We start from the raw sequence: 20,060 nt of genomic DNA, 5'->3' as shown, positions 1-20,060 counted from the left end.
GCTGCGGCGGCGGTGGCGGCGCAGCTCGGGATCGCGTTGGACGCCGAGGCGTTCACCGGCCCGCTGCCCACTGCCAGCCGCAACCACCCCTACACCTTCGCCCCTGGACCGCACAACCGTGGAGGAAAGCCATGACCACCAACCGGAGGCAGTTCACCGCCGCGCTCGGCGCGGGCGTCGTAGGCGTCTGTCTGGTCACCCCGTCCGCCGCGGCGGCTGAGACGACGGACGAGCTGAGCGCCGCCCAAGCCGCCGCTGTCCTGGCGGTCCCGCGCACCGGGGCCGTGTACCCGGTGGACTCCCGTCGTTCGGCGGGCCGGGCCGGGGACCGGGCCGGCAGGCAATGGCAGGTCGCTCTCGCGGGGTGCTGCACACGACGCGATCAAGCCTCAGGTCGGGCAGTCGGACGCCCAACGCGGACGGAGGTCGGGCCGGATGTGACGATGCTCGACGCTTCAGCTCCTGCGGTGGCGCTCGGGCGTGCCAGCCCGCAGAGCCTTCGGCGGCGTTGCTCGGCGGCGTCGCTCGCACGCTCCGGCTGTCGAGCAATTCGGTGCTGGGTGGGGTCCCGCTCGGGCTCTTCGGAAGGGTTGCGCACTCTTGATTGGCGCCACTGCTCCTGCTCGGCGTGTCGGGGCTGATATCGACTGTGTATGTGCGATGAGTGGACAGTGGTGAGCTGATTGGAATTTGGTGCCCGGGCCGAGAGGTGGCTTCGTCCGCGCCGGAGCGGTGACGGGGTGGACCCACTGTTCGATTTCGATGAGGAGGGGTTCCTGGAGGAGGGGGTGGGTTGCTGCGTCATCGGGCTGCGCCGGTGGAGACGGTGGCTGAGCAGCGGGTGGCGATCGCCTCGCGTATTGCGGCTTACGTGTTGTTGTGTGGTCAGCGAACACTATGGATGGGTCGACTGTCGGGAAAAGGGGCTCGGGACGTGTCGCCCGAGGCGGTCTGCGGGTCGGCAGGTACCGCTGGGTCGTCGAACGCACCCTCGCCTGGCTCACCAACGGATACCGGCGCCGCTGAGGTGCCGGTCCACGAGTACGGGCGTCGACCGCGGGGTCGGGTCGAGCCCGCGGTCGCGGGGCGGGTCGCCGGTGTTCGTGGCCGAGGGGCTGTTCGCCGACCGGATCGTGCCCGACTGCGAGCGGGCCGGGTGCTGGGTGAGGCGCTGGTGCTCGCGCCCAGCGCGGCCCGGACGTTCGCCCGCCGGTTCGCCGGGGACGTGGCCGAGTCGCGCAAGGCGGTGCCGCCGCTGCTGCGCCGGGGGCTGCGGCTGTGGCGCGAGCACAGCGCGGTGGTGCGCCGGTGAGCAGACCGGGACGGTGCGCTGCACGGTGGAGGAGGCGGCCGCCCGGGTGCGTCCCAGGGTGGGAAGCGCCCGATAAGTCTGGTTTGGTGTTGACTGGCGACATGGAGAACACCTACGAGAACTTGGCCGAGTTCACCGATGTCGACCAGGCGGCGGACCCGGCCGTGTTCGTCGACCTCTTGCAGCGGCTGGACGCGATGCCGCAGACGGTGCGGCTGCGCGAGCTGAGCTACGCCCGGCTGGGGTCGGGCCGCGGGGTGGATGTGGGGTCGGGGCGGGGCACCGTCGTGGCGCAGTTGACCGCGCGCGGGCTGACGGCCTTCGGGGTCGACCTGAGCGCGGCGATGGTGGCCGAGGCCGAGCGCCTCAACCCGGGGCACGACTTCCGCGTCGGCGACGCCTACGCGCTGCCCGCGGGCGACGGGGAGCTCGACTGGTACCACTCCGAGCGCGTCTACATCCACCTCGACGACCCCGACCGCGCCGCCGCCGAGGCGTACCGGGTGCTGCGCCCCGGCGGCCGGGTCGTGCTCGTCGACCTGGACTCCGACGCGATGTCGGTGGCCACCGACCACCCGCGCGCCGCTCGCGCCGTGCTGGCCGCGTCGTCGGACAACCTGGCCAACGGCCGCTCCGGCGTGCGCGCGGCCGACACGCTGCGCGCGGCCGGCTTCGTCGATGTCGAGGTCCAGCCGTACTCGCCGGTGCACACCGACCCGGAGGTGGTGTGGCCGCTGTACCCGGGGCCGGGGCTGGCCATCGCGCAGCAGACCGGGGCGATCACCGCGGCCGAGGCCGAGGCACTGACCGCCGAGGCGCGGCGGCGGGGCGCGGACGGCACGTTCCTCGCGGTGCCCGCGCTGTTCGTGGTGTCGGCAGGCAAGCCCGCCTAGGCGACCGGCTCCGGCCCGGTCCGCTCGGCCGCGCGTCGCGCCGCGTCCAGAGCGCGCTTCGCGTCGGCCGGCGGAGGGCGGGCACGCGCGATCCCCTGCCGAGGGCGGTTTCGCGAGTGACGCAACACGAACGCCAGGGGTGTGTCTCATGTGGGTGGTTTCTTGAAACAGGTGAATGTGGCGAAGCCGGGGCAGTTGCGGGCGTGGCGTTCCCAGCGGGCGCTGAGGCGCCGGTATCCGTTGGTGAGCCAGGCGAGGGTGCGTTCGACGACCCAGCGGTACCTGCCGAGTTTGTCGGAGGTGTCGATGTCGCGGCGGCTGATGCGGACCATGACGCCGCGGTCGATGAGCCATCGACGCAGTTCTTTCACGTCGTAGGCCTTGTCCGCGTGGAGCTTGTCCGGGCGGAACCGGCGGCTGCCGCCTCGCCGGCGCACCGCCGGGACCGCCCGGACCAGGGTTCGCCGGGCGAGATGGTCGTTGAGGTTGGCCGCGGACACCTCGACGACCAGGGGCAACCCGGCCCGGTCGGTCAGGACGTGGATCTTCGACCTCCTCTTGGCCCGGTCGACCGCATTCGGGCCGGTCAGCGATCCCCTTCTTTCGCCCGGACCGTCGCCGCGTCGACAACAGCCCGGCACCAGTCGATCAACCCGGCCGTCCCGGGTTCGTCGAGGACCGCCCGGTGAATCCGCCCCAACGAACCGGCCTTCGTCCAGTCGGTGAACCGGCGGTGCGCGGTCGGCACCGTCACCCCGAACGACGACGGCAACATCCGCCACGCACACCCACTGGTCAGCACGAACACGATCGCGGTGAACACCGCCCGATCACCCACCGGCGCGGTCCCACCACCCTGCGGACGGACAGCGAACCCCGGGACCAACGGCTCCACCAACACCCACGACTCATCCGGGCTTCTCAGGCAGTTGATCGGCGCTTTCACGGACGTGCCGACCGAAGACGATCTCCAGCGCAGTGGCGGCATCGATGATCACGCGCCGACTGGCGTTGCGGCTGTGCGCCGCTCGCGCGTCACGGCTCAACATCTCGTTGAGGGGCGGCTTCTTGCCATCACGAACGAACCCGAGAATGCCAGCCCATTGCTGCGCGTGAAGTGGCAGAACACGAGGTGTGGTGAGCGTGAGGCGCAGAGCCTCGTCGTCGGGCGGCTCGATGAATGTGAGCCCGGCACCGACCGGCTCCACGTCGTGAACGCGGTGACGGGGGGCGAGGTCCTGGCCGGTCACCACCTCCACCCAGGTGCACATGTCGTCGAACCATCTGCCGACGGCCTCGGCAAGCTGGTGTTCGGGGGTGCACCACAACCTGTATTCGTAGGTTGGGCCCTCAACGTCGGTCATGGCCACCCGATGAAGGGCGGCCGGCTGAAGCGACTCGGGGATGTCGAGTTACGCCCGCAGGCTCGTCGACGCGGCGAAGACCGCCTGCCAGTCGATCCGGTGGCCGCGCGCGTCCAACCGCGCCAGCGCGGTCAGGAAGGCGGTGGTCTCGTCCGGTTCGGCCTGCAGGGCGGGGACCACCCGGTCCTGCTCGTCGGCGGGGAGGCAGCGGGCCGCCAGCCTGCTGAGCACGCCGCTGGGGCCGACCTCGACGTACGTGCCGACGCCCCGGGCCCGGAGGGTCTCCATGATGGAGGACCAGCGGACCGGCAGGCGGCAGTGCCGGGTCCAGTGGTCGGGGGTCGCGGCGTCGCCGGGTGGGACGAGGTCGCCGGTGGAGTTGCCGACCAGGGGGATCGCGGCGGGGCGGCCGGGGACCGCGGCGATGGCGGCGGCCAGGGCGGGCATGGCCGGGTCGACGGCGGGGGAGTGGTAGGCGTTGCCGACGCCGACGCGGTTGGTGCGCACGCCGCGCGCGGCGAAGCGGTCGGCGATGGCGGTGATCTCCTCCAGCGGCCCGGCGATCGCGACCGACGACGTGTCGTGCACGGCCGACACCGACGCCGCCGTGCCTGCCAGGGCGGGGGCGACGACGTCCTCCGGGGCCTCGATGGCGATCATCCCGCCGCCGGGCGGCAGCGCGTCGAGCAGCAACCCCCGGCTGGTGACGACGGCCGCCGCGTCCTCCAGCGACCACACCCCGGCGGCGGTGGCGGCGACGTACTCGCCGAAGGAGTGCCCGGTCACCACGTCCGGCCGCAGCCCGGCTGTCGTGAGCAGCTCGAACAGGCCGATCCCCAGGCCCAGCAACGAGGGCTGGGCGAACGCGCAGTCGTCGAGGCCCTCGGCGGCGCCCGCGACGACCGACCGCAGCGGGGTGGGGAGCATCGGGTCGACCCGCGCGCACACCCGCGCCACCGCCGCGTCGACCTGCGGGAACTCCAGGCCGAGTCGGGCGCCCATGCCGATGCGCTGGCTGCTCTGCCCGGAGAACAGGAACGCCACGGGACCGGGTTCGGGCAGGGGCGCGCACGCGGCGGCGGCGGCGGGCGCGGCGGCCAGGTCGTCGGGCCCGTGCGCGAGCAGGACCGTGCGGAACCGGTGCTCGGGGCGGGCGCGCGCGGCGAGGGCTCGCCCCAGGGCGGGCAGGTCGCCGGACAGCGATTCCGCCTGGGCCACCAGTTCGGCCGACGTGGGTGCGCTGAGCAGCAGCGGGACGCTCATGCGGGGACTCCTTCCCGGGCGCGGCCGCCCAGCGGGACGAGGGTGCGGGTGGGGGCGCGGCGGAATCGACGCCGATTCCCGGAACGGGTCGGGGGGTACGGGGAATGCGGTGCGGCGGGTTCCGGCATCGTCCTCACTGCTCGTGGCGCGGGGCGCGGTGGCGTCGGACCGGACTTCAACCTAGCGGTCGGGTGTGATGTTCCGGTAATAGTTCGACATCGATTTGCCGGACCGCCGTCGTGGTCCATCCGGGTGGGCGGCACCGGCGAGGATGATCTTGCCCGGTCTCGGGTCGAGGACGCGCGCCGGGGTCGGCCCAGGTTGGTGGGAAGCGCTGTGAGCTGGGAAGTCGGTGGTGAGCGTCTCGCCAATCCAGATACTGGGTAGCGTCTGATTTGCCGGATATGTACTATCGACGCTGTCGGTGTCGGCAGCGTCCACTCGGGAGGTGGGGCGGCTCGGTCGGTGGTGCGCTGGGCTTTCCCTCGACCGCTCGGGTGGTACGACACCATCGCCATCCCGTTTCATTCCCGGTTATTTCCCCCATTGTGTCCCCGTGCACCCCGAATGCGCCGGTCGCGTTTCCCCGACGCCCGCGCGGAATCCGGAGGAGTCGACCGTGTCCCCACCGGCCGACCTGCCCGCAGGCGCCCGCGTCGTCCTCGCGCTGCCCAGCGGCGACCGGCTGGCCGAGCTGCTGCTCGGCTGCCTCGACCGCGAGCTGGTCGCCGTCCCGCTCGACCCGCGCACCCCGCCGTCACGCGTCGCCGAGGTCGTGCGCCGCGTGCGAGCCTCCGCCGTGATCACCCCGGGCGGCGTCGAGACCACCGGCCTGCCGCACGAGCACCCCGACGCGGACGGCCTCGCGCTGATCATGTTCACCTCCGGTTCGACGGGTGTTCCCAAGGGCGTGATGCTGCCCAGGGCCGCGGTGCTGGGCAACGCCGCCAAAACAGCGGCCCTGCACGGTTTCGCGCCCGACCGTCCACACGCGACCTGCCTGCCGCTCTACCACTGCAACGCGCTGGTCATGTCCCTGGTGGGCACGCGCACCACCGGCACGCCGCTGGTCCTGCACCCCGGGTTCGACCCCGCCGCCTACTTCGCCGACCTGCGCGCCAAGGAGGTGCGCACGGCCTCGATCGTCCCGGCGATGCTGCCCGACCTGCTCGACTCCGCGCCGCCGTGGCCCGAGAGCCTGGACTACCTCATCACCGCCGCCGCCCCGCTCACCGCCGACCTCGCCCGCCGCTTCCACGCGCGCTACGGGCCGAGGCTGCGCCAGGGCTACGGGCTGACCGAGCTGGTCAACTTCTCCTTCACCACACCGCACCCCGGCCCGGAGCACTGGGTGGCGGAGTACCTCGACCACTACCCGCCGGTCGGCGCCCCGCTGCCCGGCACCGAGCTGCGGCTGGAGGCAGGCGAGGTCTGGATCCGCTCCGCGGACCGGATGCGCGGCTACTGGGAGGACCGGGAGGCCACCGCCGCCGCGCTCACCCCGGACGGCTGGCTGCGCACCGGCGACCTCGGCGCGCGGCGCGGCGACCTGCTCGTGCTCACCGGCCGCCGCAGCGAGCGCATCGAGCGCGGCGGCGAGAAGCACTACCCGCTGGAGGTGGAGCGGACCTGGCGCGAGGCGGGGCTGCCCGGCCGGTTCGCCGCCGTCCCGGTGCCGGACGACACCCTCGGCCACGAGATCGGCCTCGTCACCGCCGACACCGACGCGGGCACCATCGCCGCCGCCCGCGCCATCGCCGAGAACGGCCCGCTGCGCCCCGCCGCCCTGGCGTTCGGCGCGTTCACCGCAACCGCCACCGGCAAGCCGCAGCGCACGGCCATGGGCCGGGCGCTGGCGGCGGGCCGGGAGAACCCGAGCCGGTGGAACCGCGCGCTCGACCCCGGCGGGACGGCCACCCTGCGGGCCGCCGCGCAGGCGGCCCGCGCGCGCCTGGCCGACGAGGTCGTGCGGCGTCTCGACCACACCGGCCCGGTCCGCGTGGCCGACCCGGCGGACCCGCGCCGCGCCCCCGGCGAGCTGCTGGTCGTCCCGCACGGCCCGGGCCCCGGCCGCTGGGACCTGGTCGAGGCGCTGCGCGCGGACGCGGACGCGGTCGGGACCAGCGCCCTGCGCGCGGGCCGCCACGACCTGGGCGGGGTCGTCTGGGCCCGGTGACGGCCCAGCCCCGCCAGCACCTCCCCGCTCGACCCCGCCGAAGAACGGAGAGCCACTGTGCCGCACGAGACCCGCCCACCCCGCACCAGCGCCCCCGCGCTGAACATCGTCACCTGGGCGGACGCCGAACTCGACGACGAGCGCACCACCCTGCGCGTCGCCCACGGCCCGCTGCCCTCGGCCATGCACGGCGCGGTCGGCGCGACCGGCCGGGAGCTGGCCACGATCGGCGCGATCGGAGCGGACCTGATCCGGCTGCCCGCGGGCAGCGGCTTCCAGCCGCACACCCACCCCGGCCACCACGTGCTGACCGTCGTCGGCGGCATCGGCACGATCACCTACGGCGGCAAGGTCTACGAGACCAACGCCGGACAGACCTACCTCATCGAAGGCGACGTCCCGCACGCCGTTGGCGCCATCACCGACCACGTCATCCTGGCCGTGGGCTCCCCGCACATGCCCGTCGACCACGAGAACCGGATGGCCCCGGTGCCCTACGAGGAGGTCATCGCCCCCGATGGCGACCTGACCTGCCTGATCTGCGCGGTCACCGCCCTGGCCCCGGCCAAGCTGCACGCCGAGGGCTGCCCGCACTGCCCGTGCGCGACGTGCGTCGGTGTCGCGCCGTGACCCCCGACCCGATCGCCGTCGTGGGCTTGGGCTGCCGGTTCGCGGGCGGCGTGGACTCCGCCGACGACCTGTGGCGGCTGCTGCTGGCGGGGGAGACCACCGCCGGGCCGGTGCCGCCGGACCGGTGGCGCGCCTACGCCGAGCAGTCCCGCGAGCAGGCCGCCGCGCTGGACCGGGTCGTGGCCCGCGGGTCGTTCCGCGACGACGTCACCGGCTTCGACGCGGCGTTCTTCGGCATCTCCGCCCGCGAGGCCGAGCAGCTCGACCCGCAGCAGCGCACCGCGCTGGAGGTCGCCTGGGAGGCGCTGGAGGACGCGGGTGTCGCGCCGACCTCGCTCGCCGGGACGGACACCGCGGTCTTCCTCGGCGTCGGCACCGACGACTACGGGCGCAGGCTGCTCGAGGACCTGCCCGGGATCACCCCGTGGACCGGCATCGGCGCGTCGCCGTGCGGGGTGCCGAACCGGGTGTCGCACGCGCTCGACCTGCGTGGGCCGAGCGTGGCGGTGGACACGGCGTGCTCGTCGTCGCTGGTGGCGGTGCACTCGGCGTGCGCGGCGCTGCGGGCGGGTGAGACGCGGCTGGCGCTGGCGGGCGGGGTCATGCTGATGACCGGGCCCGGCCTGACCGCGGTGCTCACCGAGGCCGGGGCCGTGGGGACCGATGGGCGCAGCAAGCCGTTCGACGAGGCCGCCGACGGCTACGGCCGCGGCGAGGGCTGCGGCGTCGTCGTGCTCAAGCGCCTCGCGGACGCGCGTGCCGACGGCGACGACGTGCTCGCGGTGATCCGCGGCAGCGCGGTCCGCCAGGACGGGCGCACCGAGGGCATCATGGCCCCCAGCGGCGACGCCCAGGCCGACCTCATGCGCGCCGCCTACGCCGCCGCGGGCGTCGACCCGGCCACGGTCGGCTACGTCGAGGCGCACGGCACCGGCACGCCCGCGGGCGACCCGGTGGAGGCGGGCGCGCTGTGCCGCGTGCTGGCCCGGCCCGCCGACCGCCCGGTGTGCCGGGTCGGGTCGGTGAAGGCCACCATCGGCCACACCGAGGCCGCGGCGGGCGTCGCCGGGATGATCAAAGCGGTGCTGGCGCTGCGCCACCGCTGGGTCCCCGCCACCCCGCAGGTCACCCGGCCGCGCTCCGACGTGCCGTGGCGGGCATCCGGCCTGGAACCGGTCGTGCGGGGCGTCGACTGGCCGGACCCCGGCCACCCGCGCCGCGCCGGGGTGGCCAGCTACGGCTACGGCGGCACGATCGCCCACCTCGTCCTCGAGGAGGGCGATCCCCTCGCGGCGCCCGCCGCGGCCGAGTTGGACGCGCCCGCGCACTTCGCCCTGTCCGCCGCATCCCCGGCCGCGCTGCGCGCGCAGGCCGGTCGGCTGGCTGACGCCGTCGAGGCGAACCCGTTGCCGCACACCGCCTTCACCCTCGCCACCGCCCGCGCGCACCTGCGCCACCGGGCCGTGATCACCGCCGCGGACACCGACGCCCTCCGGGCCGGGCTGACCGCCATCGCCGAGGGCACGAGCGCGGACGCGGTCGTGACCGGCTCCGCCCGCGACGGCGGGGCCGTGTGGGTCTTCTCCGGGCACGGCGCGCAGTGGGCCGGGATGGGCCGGGGGCTGCTGGACGTCGACCCCGACTTCACCGAGGTCATCGACCGCCTCGGACCGGTCTACCAAGCCGAGTTGGGCACGACGCCGCGCGAGGTCATCACCGCCGACGACCTGGGCGGGGTCGACCGCGTCCAGGCGGCCCTGTGCGCGGTGCAACTGGGGCTGGCCGCCTCCTGGCGGGCGCGGGGGCTGCGCCCGGCGGCGGTCATCGGGCACTCGGTGGGCGAGATCGCGGCGGCGGTGACCGCCGGGTCGCTGACCGAGGCCCAAGGCGCCCGGCTGGTGTGCAGGCGGTCCGCGCTGCTGCCGCGCGCGCAGGGCCGGGGCGCGATGTTCCTGGTGGACCTGGGTTTCGACGAGTGCGCCGAGGCCGTCGCCGACTTCGCGGGCGTCACCGCCGCGATCTCCGCCTCCCCGCACTCCACCGTCGCCGCCGGTGACGCCGACGCCGTCGCCCTGGCCGCGGCGGCGCTGACCGCCGCCGGGCGGACCGTGCGCCGGGTGGACTCGGACGTCGCGTTCCACACCGACCACATGCGCGACCTCGCCAGGGAACTGGCCGTCGCCGTCGCCGACCTGACCCCGGCGCGGCCGGGGACCACCCTGTACACGACCGCGCTGGCCGACCCGCGCGGCGGCCACCCGCAGGACGCCGCCTACTGGGCGGCCAACCTGCGCGACCCCGTCCGGTTCGCCCAGGCCGTCCAGGCGGCCGTCGCCGATGGGCACCGCACGTTCCTCGAGGTCTCCGCCCACCCCGTCGTCGCGCACTCGATCACCGAGACCCTGGCGGCCGAGGGCGTCACGGACGGCGCTGTGGTCCCCAGCCTGCGCCGCGACCGGCCCGAGGCCGCGATGCTGTCGTCGGCCGCCGCCGCGCTGCACTGCCGGGGCGTGCGCGTGGACCTCGACATCCCGGCGGGCAGGCGGGTGCGGCTGCCCGGGGTCGCCTGGCAGCACAGCCGGTTCTGGGTCGAGCGCCCGTCGCCGACCCGGCCGGGACCGCCGAACACCCTGCTCGGCGCGGGCACCGACGTGCACGGCGTCGCCGCCGGGGTGTGGACCACGACGCTGCACACCCGCACCCGCCCCTACCCCGGCAGCCACCCGGTGCTGGGCACCGAGATCGTCCCCGCCGCTGTCACGCTGCTCACCTACCTGGCGGCCGGGGGAGCCACCGGTCTGTCCGATGTGGAGCTCCACCGGCCCGTTGTCGTCCCCGGCGAGGACGACCCCGCGCGCGAGCTGCAGGTCGTCCGCGAGGGCACGGCGCTGCGCATCGCCTCCCGGCTGCCCGGCGGCGACTGGGCGGTGCACTCCTCGGCCCGCGCCCTGGACGCCGAGCCGCGCCGGGTGCTCGACCGGGACGCCGACGAGCCGGTGGACGCCGCGGGCGTCGTCGACCGGCTGGCCGAGCTGGGCGTGGCCGCGATGGGCTTCCCGTGGCGGGTCGACAAGCTGACCAGGGGCGAGGGCCTGCTGGTCGCCGAGGTCGACGCCGACCCCGAGGGCGTGCTGCGCCACCGGGGCTGGGCCTCGCTGCTCGACGCCGCGCTGTCCACCGCGTCGGTCGTCTTCGACGGGCCGCCCGCGCTGCGCATGCCCGCGTCCCTGGACACCCTCGCCGTCGCCGGGACCGCGCCGGACCGGGCCGTGGTCGTCGCCGCGCTCGACCGGGGCAGGCCGTTCACCGTCGACGTCGAGGTGCTCGGTGAGGACGGCGTGCCGCTGGCGCGGCTGACCGGCCTGCGCTACGCCGAGCCCGAGGGCGCGGCCGAGTCCCGGCCGGAGCTGGGCGAGACCGTCTTCGACATCCGCCCGACCCCGGTCGACGACCCCGCCGACGCGGTCCGCCGGGTGGCCGTCGCCGACCCCGGGCTGGCCGCCGCGCTGCGGGCGGCAGGCGCGGAGATCGCCGTCGACGCCGCGCACGTCCTGGTCCCGACCAGCCAGGACCCCGCGGAGTCGACGCTGGCGCTCATCCGGGCGGTCCGCGATGCCCGGCCGGGCCAGCGGGTCTGGGCCGTCGGCGGCGGGCACATCACCGCGGTCGGCCGGGTCCTGGCCACCGAGCACCCCGACACCTTCGGCGGCGTGCTCGACCTGCGCACCCCTGATGCCGCGCCCCGGCTGCTGCGCCACCTGACCCGTCCCGGCGCCGAGCCGGTGCTCACCCTCGACACCGGGGGCGCCACGGCTCCCAGGGCCGTGCCGCTGGGCCGCTCGTCCGGCGCCGCGCCCGCGTGCCGCCCGGACGGCACCTACCTGGTGACCGGCGGCCTCGGCGCGGTCGGCCTCGCGGTCGCCGCGCACTTGGCCGAGCGCGGCGCGCGCAGGCTCGTGCTGCTCGGCCGCACCCCGCTGCCCCCGCGCGGGGCCGCCGAGGACGACCCGGTGGTGCGCGCCGTGCGGGCCATCGAGGGGGCCGGGGCCACGGTGTTCGCGGTCGCCGCCGACGTCACCGACCCCGCGGCCGTGCGCGCCGCGCTGGCCGACCTGCCCGTGCCGCCGGTCCGGGGCGTCGTGCACGCCGCGGGCCAGGTGCGCAGCGCCCCGGCGGTCGAGCTGTCCGAGGACGACCTGCGGGTGGTGTTGCACGCCAAGGTCGAGGGCGCGAAGGTCGTCGACGAGCTGTTCCCGGAGCTGGACTTCCTGGTCCTGTTCTCCTCGGTCGGACCGCTGCTCGGCCTGCCAGGCCAGGCCGCCTACGCCGCCGCGAACGGCTTCCTGGACGCGCTGGCCGCCCAGCGCCGCGCGCGGGGCGACACCGGGTGCGTGTCCATCGCCTGGACCTCCTGGCGGGGGCTGGGCATGGCGACCTCGGCCGCCGCCACCGACGTCGAGTTGGACGCGCGCGGCAGCGCCGACCTCACCCCGGAGCGGTCGCTGGCCGCGCTCGACCGGGTCCTGGCCGCCCGGCACGACCTCGGCGGCGGGCCGGTCGCGGTGCTGCCCGTCCGCACCGACCACCCCGGCCCGCGCCCGCCGCTGCTGGCCGCGCTGGAGATCGACCCCCCGGCGGAGGACGGCGACGCGCCGAGCTGGACCGGGCTCACGGGCGCCGACCTGACCGCCGAGCTGACCGCACGCGCGACCGCGTGCGCCGCGGCGGTCCTCGGCGTCGACCCGGACTCCCTCGACGCCGACGCCGCGCTCGGCGAGCAGGGGGTCGACTCGCTGCTCGGCGCGGTGCTGCGGGTCCGGCTCGAGCGGCTGACCGGGGTCGCGCTCGCGCCCACCCTGCTGTGGAACCACCCGACCACCGCCGCCATCGGCGCCCACCTGGCGAGCAGGGTCGCACCACCGGAAGGACACGACACGTGAGCAGTCAGACCGCGACCACCGAGGAGCTCTTCGCCGACGACCCGCTGGCCTGGGCGGGCGGGGACTACCGCGCGCTGCACCGGCTCGGGCAGACCGAGCTGGCCGACCTGCAGCTTGCGGCCCTGCGGCGGCGGTTCGCCGACCTGCGCGGCGGGCTGGCGGTGCTCGACGCCATGGTGGCCGACACCGGCGTCGAGGCGATCGAGACCCTCGGCGACGCGATCCCGCTGCTGTTCTCCCCGGAGGTCTACAAGTCCTACCCGGCCTCGCTGCTGCGCCGCAAGCGGTTCGACGTGCTCACCGGCTGGCTCAGCCGACTGACCACAGTGGACCTCTCCGGCGCGCGGGCGTCGGCGGCGACCTCCATCGACGACTGGCTCGCCGACCTGGACGCCAGCACCGACCTGCGGGTCCAGCACTCGTCGGTCACCTCGGGCACCATGTCGTTCGTCCCGCACACCCACAGCGAGGTCGACGCCATGTTCTCCGTCGTCGGCGCCAGGGTGCGCGGCGGCGGCGACCCGGTGCCGGTGGTGTGGCCGATGATCCGCGGGGGCCGCAGCGGCATCATGCGCTGCGCCGACGCCCTCGCCGAGCACGTGGCGGGCGGTGAGGACAACGTGCACGCCATGCACCCGGGCCGGATGAGCGCCGACGTCATGCTGCTCGCCGGGCAGATCGCCGCCGCCCGCGCCCGCGGCGAGGACGTCGACGCCGACCCGGACCTGCTGGCCCGCCGCGAGGAGTTCGAGGTGCTGCGCCGCGAGTCCGAGGCGGCCATGCCCGGGTTCGTCGAGCGCCTCGCCGACACCCTGCGCGGGCGGCGCGTGTACCTGATGAACACCTGGAACACGCTGCACCAGGTGGCGACGGCCGGGCTCGACCGCGGCCTCGACGGCCTGTTCGCCGCCGACTCGCTCATCGAGCCGGGCGGGGGCACCAAGGGCGCGCACATGCCCGACGACTGGCAGGACCGGGTGCTGCGGTTCACCGGGGCCGACCGCTTGCAGCACATCTACGCGATGACCGAGACCACCGCGCTGCACCCGATGTGCGGCGAGGGCCGCTACCACCTGGAGCCGTGGACGGTCGCGTTCGTCCTCGACCCGGCCACCGACGAGCCGCTGCCGCGCACCGGCACCCAGACCGGGCGGGGCGCGTTCTTCGACCTGCTCGCCCGCACCCACTGGGGCGGCTTCCGGTCCGAGGACCGGATCACGGTCGCCTATGAGCCCTGCGCGTGCGGGCGGTCCACCCCGCAGGTGCACGACGGCATCCGGCGGCTCAAGGACGTCGGCGACGTCGACAAGATCAACTGCGCGGCGACCGACTCCGCCCACCGCGCCGCCCTGGACCACCTGAGCGGGGGGTCCTGATGGCCCTGGCGGTCCCCGCCGTCGTCCGCGGCGAGCTGGTCGAGGGCCCGCTGGTCGAGTTCGGCGGTCGCGGCGAGACCGGCTTCGCCGTCGCCGACCCGGCCGCGGTCGTGCCACGCCTGGGGAGGCGGAACCTGGCGCTGAGCCGGGAACTCGCCGCGCTCGACCTCGACGAGGTCCTCGACTACCTGGCCGAGCTGGGGGCCAGGCTCGTCGACAACGGGCACCTGGACGAGGCGGTCGAGAGGTCGGCCGGGCTCGCCGACACCCCGCCGGGGCTGGTCCGCTCGAACCACCGGCTGCTGCCCGGCCTGTTCGCCCGCGAGGCCACCGAGGAGGTCGTCGCCGCGATCGGTCGTGACGTGCTGACCGGCTGGCCCGAGCGGCGGATGGCGGACGGCCGCGTCGGCGCGGTGCACGCGTTCGGCGTGCGGTCCGCGCACGTCATCGCGGGCAACAGCCCGCTGATCGCGGCCATGACCCTGGTCCGCACGGCCGTCACGCGCGGCGAGGCGGTCGTCAAGACCCCGTCCAACGACCCGCTGACGATGGTCGCGCTGGCCCGCACGATGATCGACATGGCCCCGGGCCACCCACTGACCCGCGCGGTGTCGGTGGCCTACTGGAAGGGCGGCGACGAGGCGCTGGAACGGCGGCTCTACCACCCGGCCGCGTTCGACAAGATCGTGGCCTGGGGCGGGATGGCCTCGGTCAAGCACGTCGTGCGCTACCTGGAGCCGGGCCTGGAGCTGGTCACCTTCGACCCCAAGCTGAGCGCGACCATCCTCGGCCCGGAGGCGTTCGAGCCTGCCGCGCTCGACGACGTCGCCCGCAGGCTGGCATTGGACGTGGGCGCGTTCAACCAGGTCGGCTGCGTGAACGCCCGGGTCGTCTACGCCGTGTGCGACACCGGGGCCGCCGAAGACCTCGCCCGCCGCGTCTACGCGGAACTGCGAGAGCTGCCGCCCACCGTGTCCACCGCGGCGGGGCGGATCGACACCGAGCTGCGGGCAGGCCTGCGCGCGCTGCGCGCGGGCGGCTTCCACACCGTCGTCGGCGGCGAGGCCGACGAGGGCGCGGTGATCGTCTCGCACCTCGACGAGCCGGTCGGCTTCGCCGGGTCGCTGGCCGGGCGGGTGGCCAACATCGTCCCCGTCGAGACCGCCGAGGACGCCGCCCGGCACCTCGACGCCACCACCCAGACGGTCGGGGTGTACCCGGCAGCCCTGCGCCACCGGCTGCGCGAGGTGCTCCCACTGGTCGGGGTGCAGCGCACGGTCGAGCTGGGCTGCGCGGTCAGCGTGCACCCGGCGCTGCCGCAGGACGGGTTCGAGCCCGCCCGCCGCCTGGTCCGGTGGGTCACCGACGAGCACCTGCCCGCCGGGTCCGACCCGCTCGACATCGTGTTCCCGCCGCACCGCGAGGAGGACCCGTGATCTGCGTCCGCGCCGTCTCGACCTGGCTGCCCGACACCCGCGAGACCCTGGCCGAGGCCCTGGCCGACGGCCGGATGACCGAGCAGGACCTCGAGCGGTCCGGCTACTCGTCCATCCCCGTCGCCGGACCCGACCTGCCCGGCCCCGTCCTCGCCGCCAACGCGGCCCGCGCCGCGCTGGCCGAGTCCGGTGTGGACCCCGCGCGGGTCGGGCTGCTGCTGCACGCCTGGACCGAGTACCAGGGCCACGACCTGTGGTCGCCCCCGCACTACATCGCCGACCAGGTCGGCGCGGGCGACGCGCTCCCCGTCGGCGTCCGGCAGCTTTCCAACGGCGGGGCGGCGGCGACCGAGCTCGCCGCGAGCTGGCTGCACGCCCACCGGGACGGCCTGGCCGTGGTGACCACCGGCGACCGCTTCTGCCTGCCCGGCTTCGACCGCTGGCGCTCCGACCGCGGCCTGGTGCACGCCGACGCGGGCACCGCGATGGTCCTGGCCGCCGCGCCCGGGCCCGCGGACGCGCTGCGCCTGCTCGGGATCGCCAGCGCCTCGGCCCCGCGGCTGGAGGGCATGCACCGCGGCGACGACCCGTTCAGCACCGGCCGCTACGACCAGGGCGCCCCGATCGACCTGGCCCGCACCAAGAAGGCGTTCTTCGCCGCCCACACCCGCGAGGCGTTCACCGAGACCGCCACCGGCAAGGCCAAGCAGGTCGTCACCGAGGCCGCCGAGCGCGCGGGCGTCGCCCTCGACGACCTGCGCCACCTGCTGCTGCCCCGGATCGGGCGGCTGACCTACGAGCTCTACCGGCCGGTGTTCGGCGAGATCACCACCGCCGAGGTCCTCGACCGCGGCGAGCACACCGGGCACCTGGGCGCGGGCGACCTGCTCGCCAACCTCGCCGACCTGACCACCCTGCTCGGCCCGGGGGAGAAGGCCGCGGTCTTCAACGGCGGCGGCGGGTACACCTGGACGGCCGTGGTCGTGGAGCGACCCGCGTGAGCGGCACCGTCGACCGGCTCGTCGCGCGCTTCGACCACCACGACCCCGAGTTCACCCCCGAGGTGGCCGTGGCCGTGCACCGGCGGCTGCGCGAGGTCGGCGAGCCCGTGCACTCCGCGGCGCACGGCGGCTTGTGGGTCCTGGCCCGCTACCGGCACGTGTTCGACGCGCTCAAGGACCACGGGACGTTCTCGTCGGCGCAGGGCGTGTTCTTCCCGCGCGGCGCCGACCAGCCCAGGTTCGCGCCGCTGGAGTACGACCCGCCAGAGCACACCGCGTTCCGCTCGCTGATGCGCCCGGCGCTGGCCGCGGCGGCGGTGCGCGCGGTGGAGCCGCGCATCGACCGGCTCGCGGCCGAGGTCGTGCGGCCGTTGGTGGCGCGCGGGTCGGCGGACCTGGTGGCGGAGCTGACGACCACGCTGCCGCTGGCGGTGCTGGCCACCACCATCGGGTTCTCCGACGCCGCCCGCGGCGAGATCCTGGAGCTGACCCGCACCACGTGGTCGAGGATGGCCACCGGCGGGCAGTTCTGGCCGCAGTTCGCCGCCCTGCTCGACGCCGAGATCGCCCGCGCCCGCCGCGACCACGACGGCACCTACCTGGCCGAGCTGGTCCGCACCGAGGTCGACGGCGCGCCGGTCACCGACGAGCAGCTGCGGGTCATGCTCGTCGCGTTCGCCATCGCCGGGCACGAGACCACGATGAACACCACCGGGCACCTGCTCTGGCGCCTGGCCCAGGACCCGGACCTGGCCGCCCGGCTCGCGCGAGACCCGGGCGCCCGCCCGGCCGCCGTGGACGAGTCGCTGCGGCTGGACGCGCCCGTCGACCACGGCAGCCGGGTCACCACGCGCGAGGTCGAGGTGGGGCGCACGACCATCCCGGCCGGGTCGCGGGTGCTCTTGGCCGTGGGCGCGGCCAACCGCGACCCCGAGCGGTTCGACGACCCGGAGGCGTTCCGGCTCGACCGGGGCCCGGCCCGGCACCTGTCGCTGGGCCAGGGCATCCACTTCTGCCTGGGCGCCCAGCTCGGCCGCAGGCAGATCGTGGCCGTGCTCGACGAGCTGGCCGCCGCGCCGCCGATGACCCTCGACGGGCCCGTGCGCAGGCACTACGCCAACGGTCGCCACCTCAACCTGGCCGCGCTGCCGGTGCGGTGGGGCGCGTGAGGAACGGCCTGGCCTGGCCGGTCGCGCTGGGCGCGGCCGGGCTGGTGTTCGACGGGTACGACCTGGTCGTCTACGGCGCGCTGGTGCCACTGTTCCTGCGCTCGCCAGGCGAGATCGGGGCGCTGACCCCCGCGGCGGCCGGTGCGCTGGGCAGCTACGCGCTCATCGGGGTGCTGGTCGGTGCGCTCGCCGCGGGCGCGGTGTCGGACCGGTGGGGGCGGCGGCCGGTGCTGCTGGGCGGGTACGCGTGGTTCTCCGTGGGCATGGGCGCGACCGCGCTGACCTCGTCGACGCAGGCGTTCGGGGCGTGGCGGCTGGTGACCGGCATCGGGATCGGGGTCGTCGTGGCGACGACCGGGGTGCTGGTGTCCGAGCTGGCGCCGCCGGGGCGCGGGCAGCTCTGCACGACGGTCGCCTACTGCGGTATCCCGCTCGGCAGCGTCCTCGGCACGGTCGCCGCACTGTCCCTGTTGGACACGATCGGTTGGCGGGGGCTGTTCTGGATCGGGGCGCTGCCGCTGGTGGTGTTGCTGCCGCTGGCGTGGTGGCGGCTGCCGGAGTCGCCTGCGTGGCGCGGGCGGGAGCGGGGGCGGTCCGGGTTCGCCGGGTTGTTCACCGGTCCGACGCTGCTGCCGGCGGTGCTGCTCGGAGTGGTGAGCGGAATCGGGCTGCTGCTGGTGTTCGCGCTGAGCACGTGGCTGCCGGAACTGATGGGGCGGTCCGGGTTCGGCTCGCGCGGGTCGCTGGTGCTGCTGCTGGTGCTCAACGGCGGCGCGGTCGTCGGGGCGCTGCTGGCCTCGCCGCTGGCGGAGCGGTTCGGGCCCCGGCGGGTGGTGGCGGGCTGCTTCGGGCTCGGCGGCGCGGGCATGCTCCTCATCGGCTCGCAGCCCCCCGCCGCCGTGGTGCCGGTGCTGGTCGCGGTCGTGGGGCTGGGCACGACCGGGACGCAGATCCTGGTGATCGGGTTGGCCACCGCCACGTTCCCCACCGCCGTGCGCGGGGCGGGCGTGGCCTGGTGCACCGGCTTCGGGCGGCTCGGCGGGATCGCCGGGCCGCTGGTCGTCGGGCTGCTCGTGGCGGCCGGGTCGGGCGTCGAGTCGCTGTTCACCGCGCAGGGGGTGGTCGCCGCGCTCGGCGCGGGGCTGGCCCTGCTGGTCAGGTCCGGTCGAGCTGCTCCTCGAACGCCGTCTCCCGGGCCAGCGCGGCACACGTGATCGTCACCGCCGCCAGGCCCGCGTAGTACAGCAGCACCCACCACGGCCGCCCGTCGCCCGCCAGCACCAGCGCCGCGGCGATCAGCGGCGTGAACCCGCCCGCGAGCACCGACCCGATCTGGTAGCCCAGCGACACCCCGCTGTAGCGCAGGTGCAGCGGGAACAGCTCGGAGAACCAGGCGGGCTGCCCGGCGGCCATCGCGTCGAAGAACACGCTCGTGGCCAGCACCACCGCCAGCACGATGAGCACGGTGGACCCGGTGTCGACGGCGAGGAAGAACAACGCCAGCGCGGCGACGGCGCCCACGGCTCCGAACAGGTAGGGCCGCTTGCGCCCGAACCTGTCGGTGAGCCCGCCCCACACCAGGGTCGTGCCGATCGACACGGCTGAGGACACCACCACCGCGATCAGGCCTGCGTCGCTGTCCTCGCCGAGGTTGGCCGAGATGTAGCTGAGGCCGTAGGTGGTGAGCATGACGTAGAGGCCGATCTGCGACAGCCGCAGGCCCGTCGTCAGCAGGACCGGGACCGGCGCCGCGCGCAGCACCTCCAGGACCGGCAGGCGGGCGACCCCGCCCTGGTCGCGCAACCGCTGGAACTCCGGAGCGTCCCGCAGCCGCAACCGCACCGCCAGGCCGACGCCGACCAGGACGACGCTGAGCAGGAAGGGGAGCCGCCACGCCCACGCCAGGAACGCCTCGGGCCCGGCTGCCGTCCGGGTGATCCAGAACACGCCCGTCGCCAGCAGCATGCCCGCCGGGGAGCCGATCTGGGTGAAGCCGCCGAACCAGCCGCGCCTGCCCGGCGGCGCGTGCTCGACGGTCAGGATCGCCGCCCCGCCCCACTCCGCGCCGACCGCGAGCCCCTGCAGCGTCCGCAGGACGACCAGCAGCGCAGGCGCGAGCACGCCGATCGTGGCGTAGGTGGGCAGCAGGCCGATCAGCGTGCTCGCGCCGCCCATCAGCAGCAGCGCGCCGACCAGGACGGCCTTGCGCCCGATCCGGTCGCCGAGGTGCCCGGCGACCACCGCGCCGATCGGCCGCGCGCCGAACCCGGCCGCGAACGTCGCGAACGCCGCCAGCGTCCCGGTCGCCGGGTCGACCGAGGAGAAGAACACCTTGTTGAACACCAGCGCTGAGGCCGTGGCGTAGAGGTAGAAGTCGTACCACTCGATCGTCGTCCCGATCGCGCTCGCGAACGCCACCCGCCTGGGCGTTCGCACCACGGTGCTCCCCGACACGCCGAGTCCCTCCTGAACTGGGCAAAAGTAACAAAACGGATCTATT

The 20,060-nt window shown here is 75.3% G+C and carries 14 protein-coding genes and 1 pseudogene; 11 read left to right on the top strand and 4 right to left on the bottom strand.

Annotated features, from left to right (window positions below; all coding sequences use genetic code 11):
* Nucleotides 1-933: 933 nt before the first annotated feature.
* From DFQ13_RS35970 to DFQ13_RS14150, 3 genes and pseudogenes are all read left to right on the top strand, one after another.
* Nucleotides 934-1,020: pseudogene (locus tag DFQ13_RS35970) on the top strand (IS5/IS1182 family transposase); the annotation flags it as partial.
* A gap of 136 nt (nt 1,021-1,156) precedes the next feature.
* Nucleotides 1,157-1,312 (top strand): hypothetical protein, encoded by a 156-nt coding sequence (locus tag DFQ13_RS33850; RefSeq protein ID WP_161784520.1) that lies wholly within the window; start codon nt 1,157-1,159, stop codon nt 1,310-1,312.
* Between the two features lie 101 nt (nt 1,313-1,413).
* Entirely contained in the window at nt 1,414-2,205 is a 792-nt protein-coding gene (locus DFQ13_RS14150) for a methyltransferase domain-containing protein (RefSeq protein WP_052021825.1), read from the top strand.
* Between the two features lie 146 nt (nt 2,206-2,351).
* Here DFQ13_RS14150 and DFQ13_RS14145 read toward each other — a convergent pair.
* The 3 genes from DFQ13_RS14145 to DFQ13_RS14135 form a co-directional block, all read right to left on the bottom strand.
* Nucleotides 2,352-3,151 (bottom strand): IS5 family transposase gene (locus tag DFQ13_RS14145; RefSeq protein WP_407643165.1). Its coding sequence is split into 2 segments (ribosomal slippage): nt 2,352-2,807 and nt 2,810-3,151, totalling 798 coding nucleotides; the frame shifts between segments, so codons are not numbered across the junction.
* A complete protein-coding gene (locus DFQ13_RS14140; RefSeq protein ID WP_052021826.1) occupies nt 3,114-3,569 on the bottom strand; it encodes a hypothetical protein in 456 nt (151 codons plus the stop codon). Before DFQ13_RS14140 ends, DFQ13_RS14145 begins: the two co-directional genes overlap by 38 nt.
* Nucleotides 3,570-3,617: 48 nt before the next feature.
* Complete coding sequence (locus DFQ13_RS14135) at nt 3,618-4,832, bottom strand: acyltransferase domain-containing protein (protein WP_110080131.1); 1,215 nt, start codon at nt 4,830-4,832, stop codon at nt 3,618-3,620.
* 619 nt (nt 4,833-5,451) lie between these two features.
* Between DFQ13_RS14135 and DFQ13_RS14130 the strand changes: the two genes are divergently transcribed.
* Genes DFQ13_RS14130 through DFQ13_RS14095 form a run of 8 tightly spaced genes read left to right on the top strand, consistent with a single transcriptional unit; the run spans nt 5,452 to nt 18,774 of the window.
* On the top strand, nt 5,452-7,008 hold the full coding sequence (locus DFQ13_RS14130; RefSeq protein ID WP_219994412.1) for a class I adenylate-forming enzyme family protein: 1,557 nt from the start codon (nt 5,452-5,454) through the stop codon (nt 7,006-7,008).
* Nucleotides 7,009-7,065: 57 nt separating this feature from the next.
* A complete protein-coding gene (locus tag DFQ13_RS14125) occupies nt 7,066-7,638 on the top strand; it encodes a cupin domain-containing protein (RefSeq protein ID WP_110080130.1) in 573 nt (190 codons plus the stop codon).
* Nucleotides 7,635-12,578: a type I polyketide synthase gene (locus DFQ13_RS14120; protein WP_110080129.1), complete on the top strand. Its 4,944-nt coding sequence runs from the start codon at nt 7,635-7,637 to the stop codon at nt 12,576-12,578. The genes DFQ13_RS14125 and DFQ13_RS14120 overlap by 4 nt, the downstream gene beginning before the upstream one ends.
* Nucleotides 12,575-13,954 carry a phenylacetate--CoA ligase family protein gene (locus DFQ13_RS14115; protein WP_110080128.1) on the top strand — a complete coding sequence of 460 codons (1,380 nt, stop codon included), beginning with the start codon at nt 12,575-12,577 and terminating at the stop codon, nt 13,952-13,954. Before DFQ13_RS14120 ends, DFQ13_RS14115 begins: the two co-directional genes overlap by 4 nt.
* Nucleotides 13,954-15,390 (top strand): acyl-CoA reductase, encoded by a 1,437-nt coding sequence (locus DFQ13_RS14110; RefSeq protein ID WP_110080127.1) that lies wholly within the window; start codon nt 13,954-13,956, stop codon nt 15,388-15,390. The genes DFQ13_RS14115 and DFQ13_RS14110 overlap by 1 nt, the downstream gene beginning before the upstream one ends.
* Nucleotides 15,387-16,391 carry a beta-ketoacyl-[acyl-carrier-protein] synthase family protein gene (locus DFQ13_RS14105; protein ID WP_110080126.1) on the top strand — a complete coding sequence of 335 codons (1,005 nt, stop codon included), beginning with the start codon at nt 15,387-15,389 and terminating at the stop codon, nt 16,389-16,391. Before DFQ13_RS14110 ends, DFQ13_RS14105 begins: the two co-directional genes overlap by 4 nt.
* Nucleotides 16,388-17,560, top strand: a complete 1,173-nt coding sequence (locus DFQ13_RS14100) for a cytochrome P450 (RefSeq protein WP_110080125.1) — start codon at nt 16,388-16,390, stop codon at nt 17,558-17,560. Before DFQ13_RS14105 ends, DFQ13_RS14100 begins: the two co-directional genes overlap by 4 nt.
* Nucleotides 17,557-18,774, top strand: coding sequence for an MFS transporter (locus tag DFQ13_RS14095; RefSeq protein WP_233438397.1), 1,218 nt, complete (start codon nt 17,557-17,559; stop codon nt 18,772-18,774). Before DFQ13_RS14100 ends, DFQ13_RS14095 begins: the two co-directional genes overlap by 4 nt.
* Here DFQ13_RS14095 and DFQ13_RS14090 read toward each other — a convergent pair.
* Nucleotides 18,716-19,996 (bottom strand): MFS transporter, encoded by a 1,281-nt coding sequence (locus DFQ13_RS14090; protein WP_233438396.1) that lies wholly within the window; start codon nt 19,994-19,996, stop codon nt 18,716-18,718. The two genes, DFQ13_RS14095 and DFQ13_RS14090, sit on opposite strands and share 59 nt — an antisense overlap.
* Between the last annotated feature and the right edge of the window lie 64 nt (nt 19,997-20,060).

Source organism: Actinokineospora spheciospongiae, assembly GCF_003182415.1.
GTDB lineage: Bacteria > Actinomycetota > Actinomycetes > Mycobacteriales > Pseudonocardiaceae > Actinokineospora > Actinokineospora spheciospongiae.
This window is presented reverse-complemented; position numbering and strand designations above follow the sequence as displayed.

Coding starts and splice junctions, on each gene's coding strand:
- DFQ13_RS14150 (WP_052021825.1), top strand. CDS start 1,414: ATGGAGAACACCTACGAGAACTTGGCCGAGTTCACCGATGTCGACCAG.
- DFQ13_RS14140 (WP_052021826.1), bottom strand. CDS start 3,569: ATGACCGACGTTGAGGGCCCAACCTACGAATACAGGTTGTGGTGCACC.
- DFQ13_RS14135 (WP_110080131.1), bottom strand. CDS start 4,832: ATGAGCGTCCCGCTGCTGCTCAGCGCACCCACGTCGGCCGAACTGGTG.
- DFQ13_RS14110 (WP_110080127.1), top strand. CDS start 13,954: ATGGCCCTGGCGGTCCCCGCCGTCGTCCGCGGCGAGCTGGTCGAGGGC.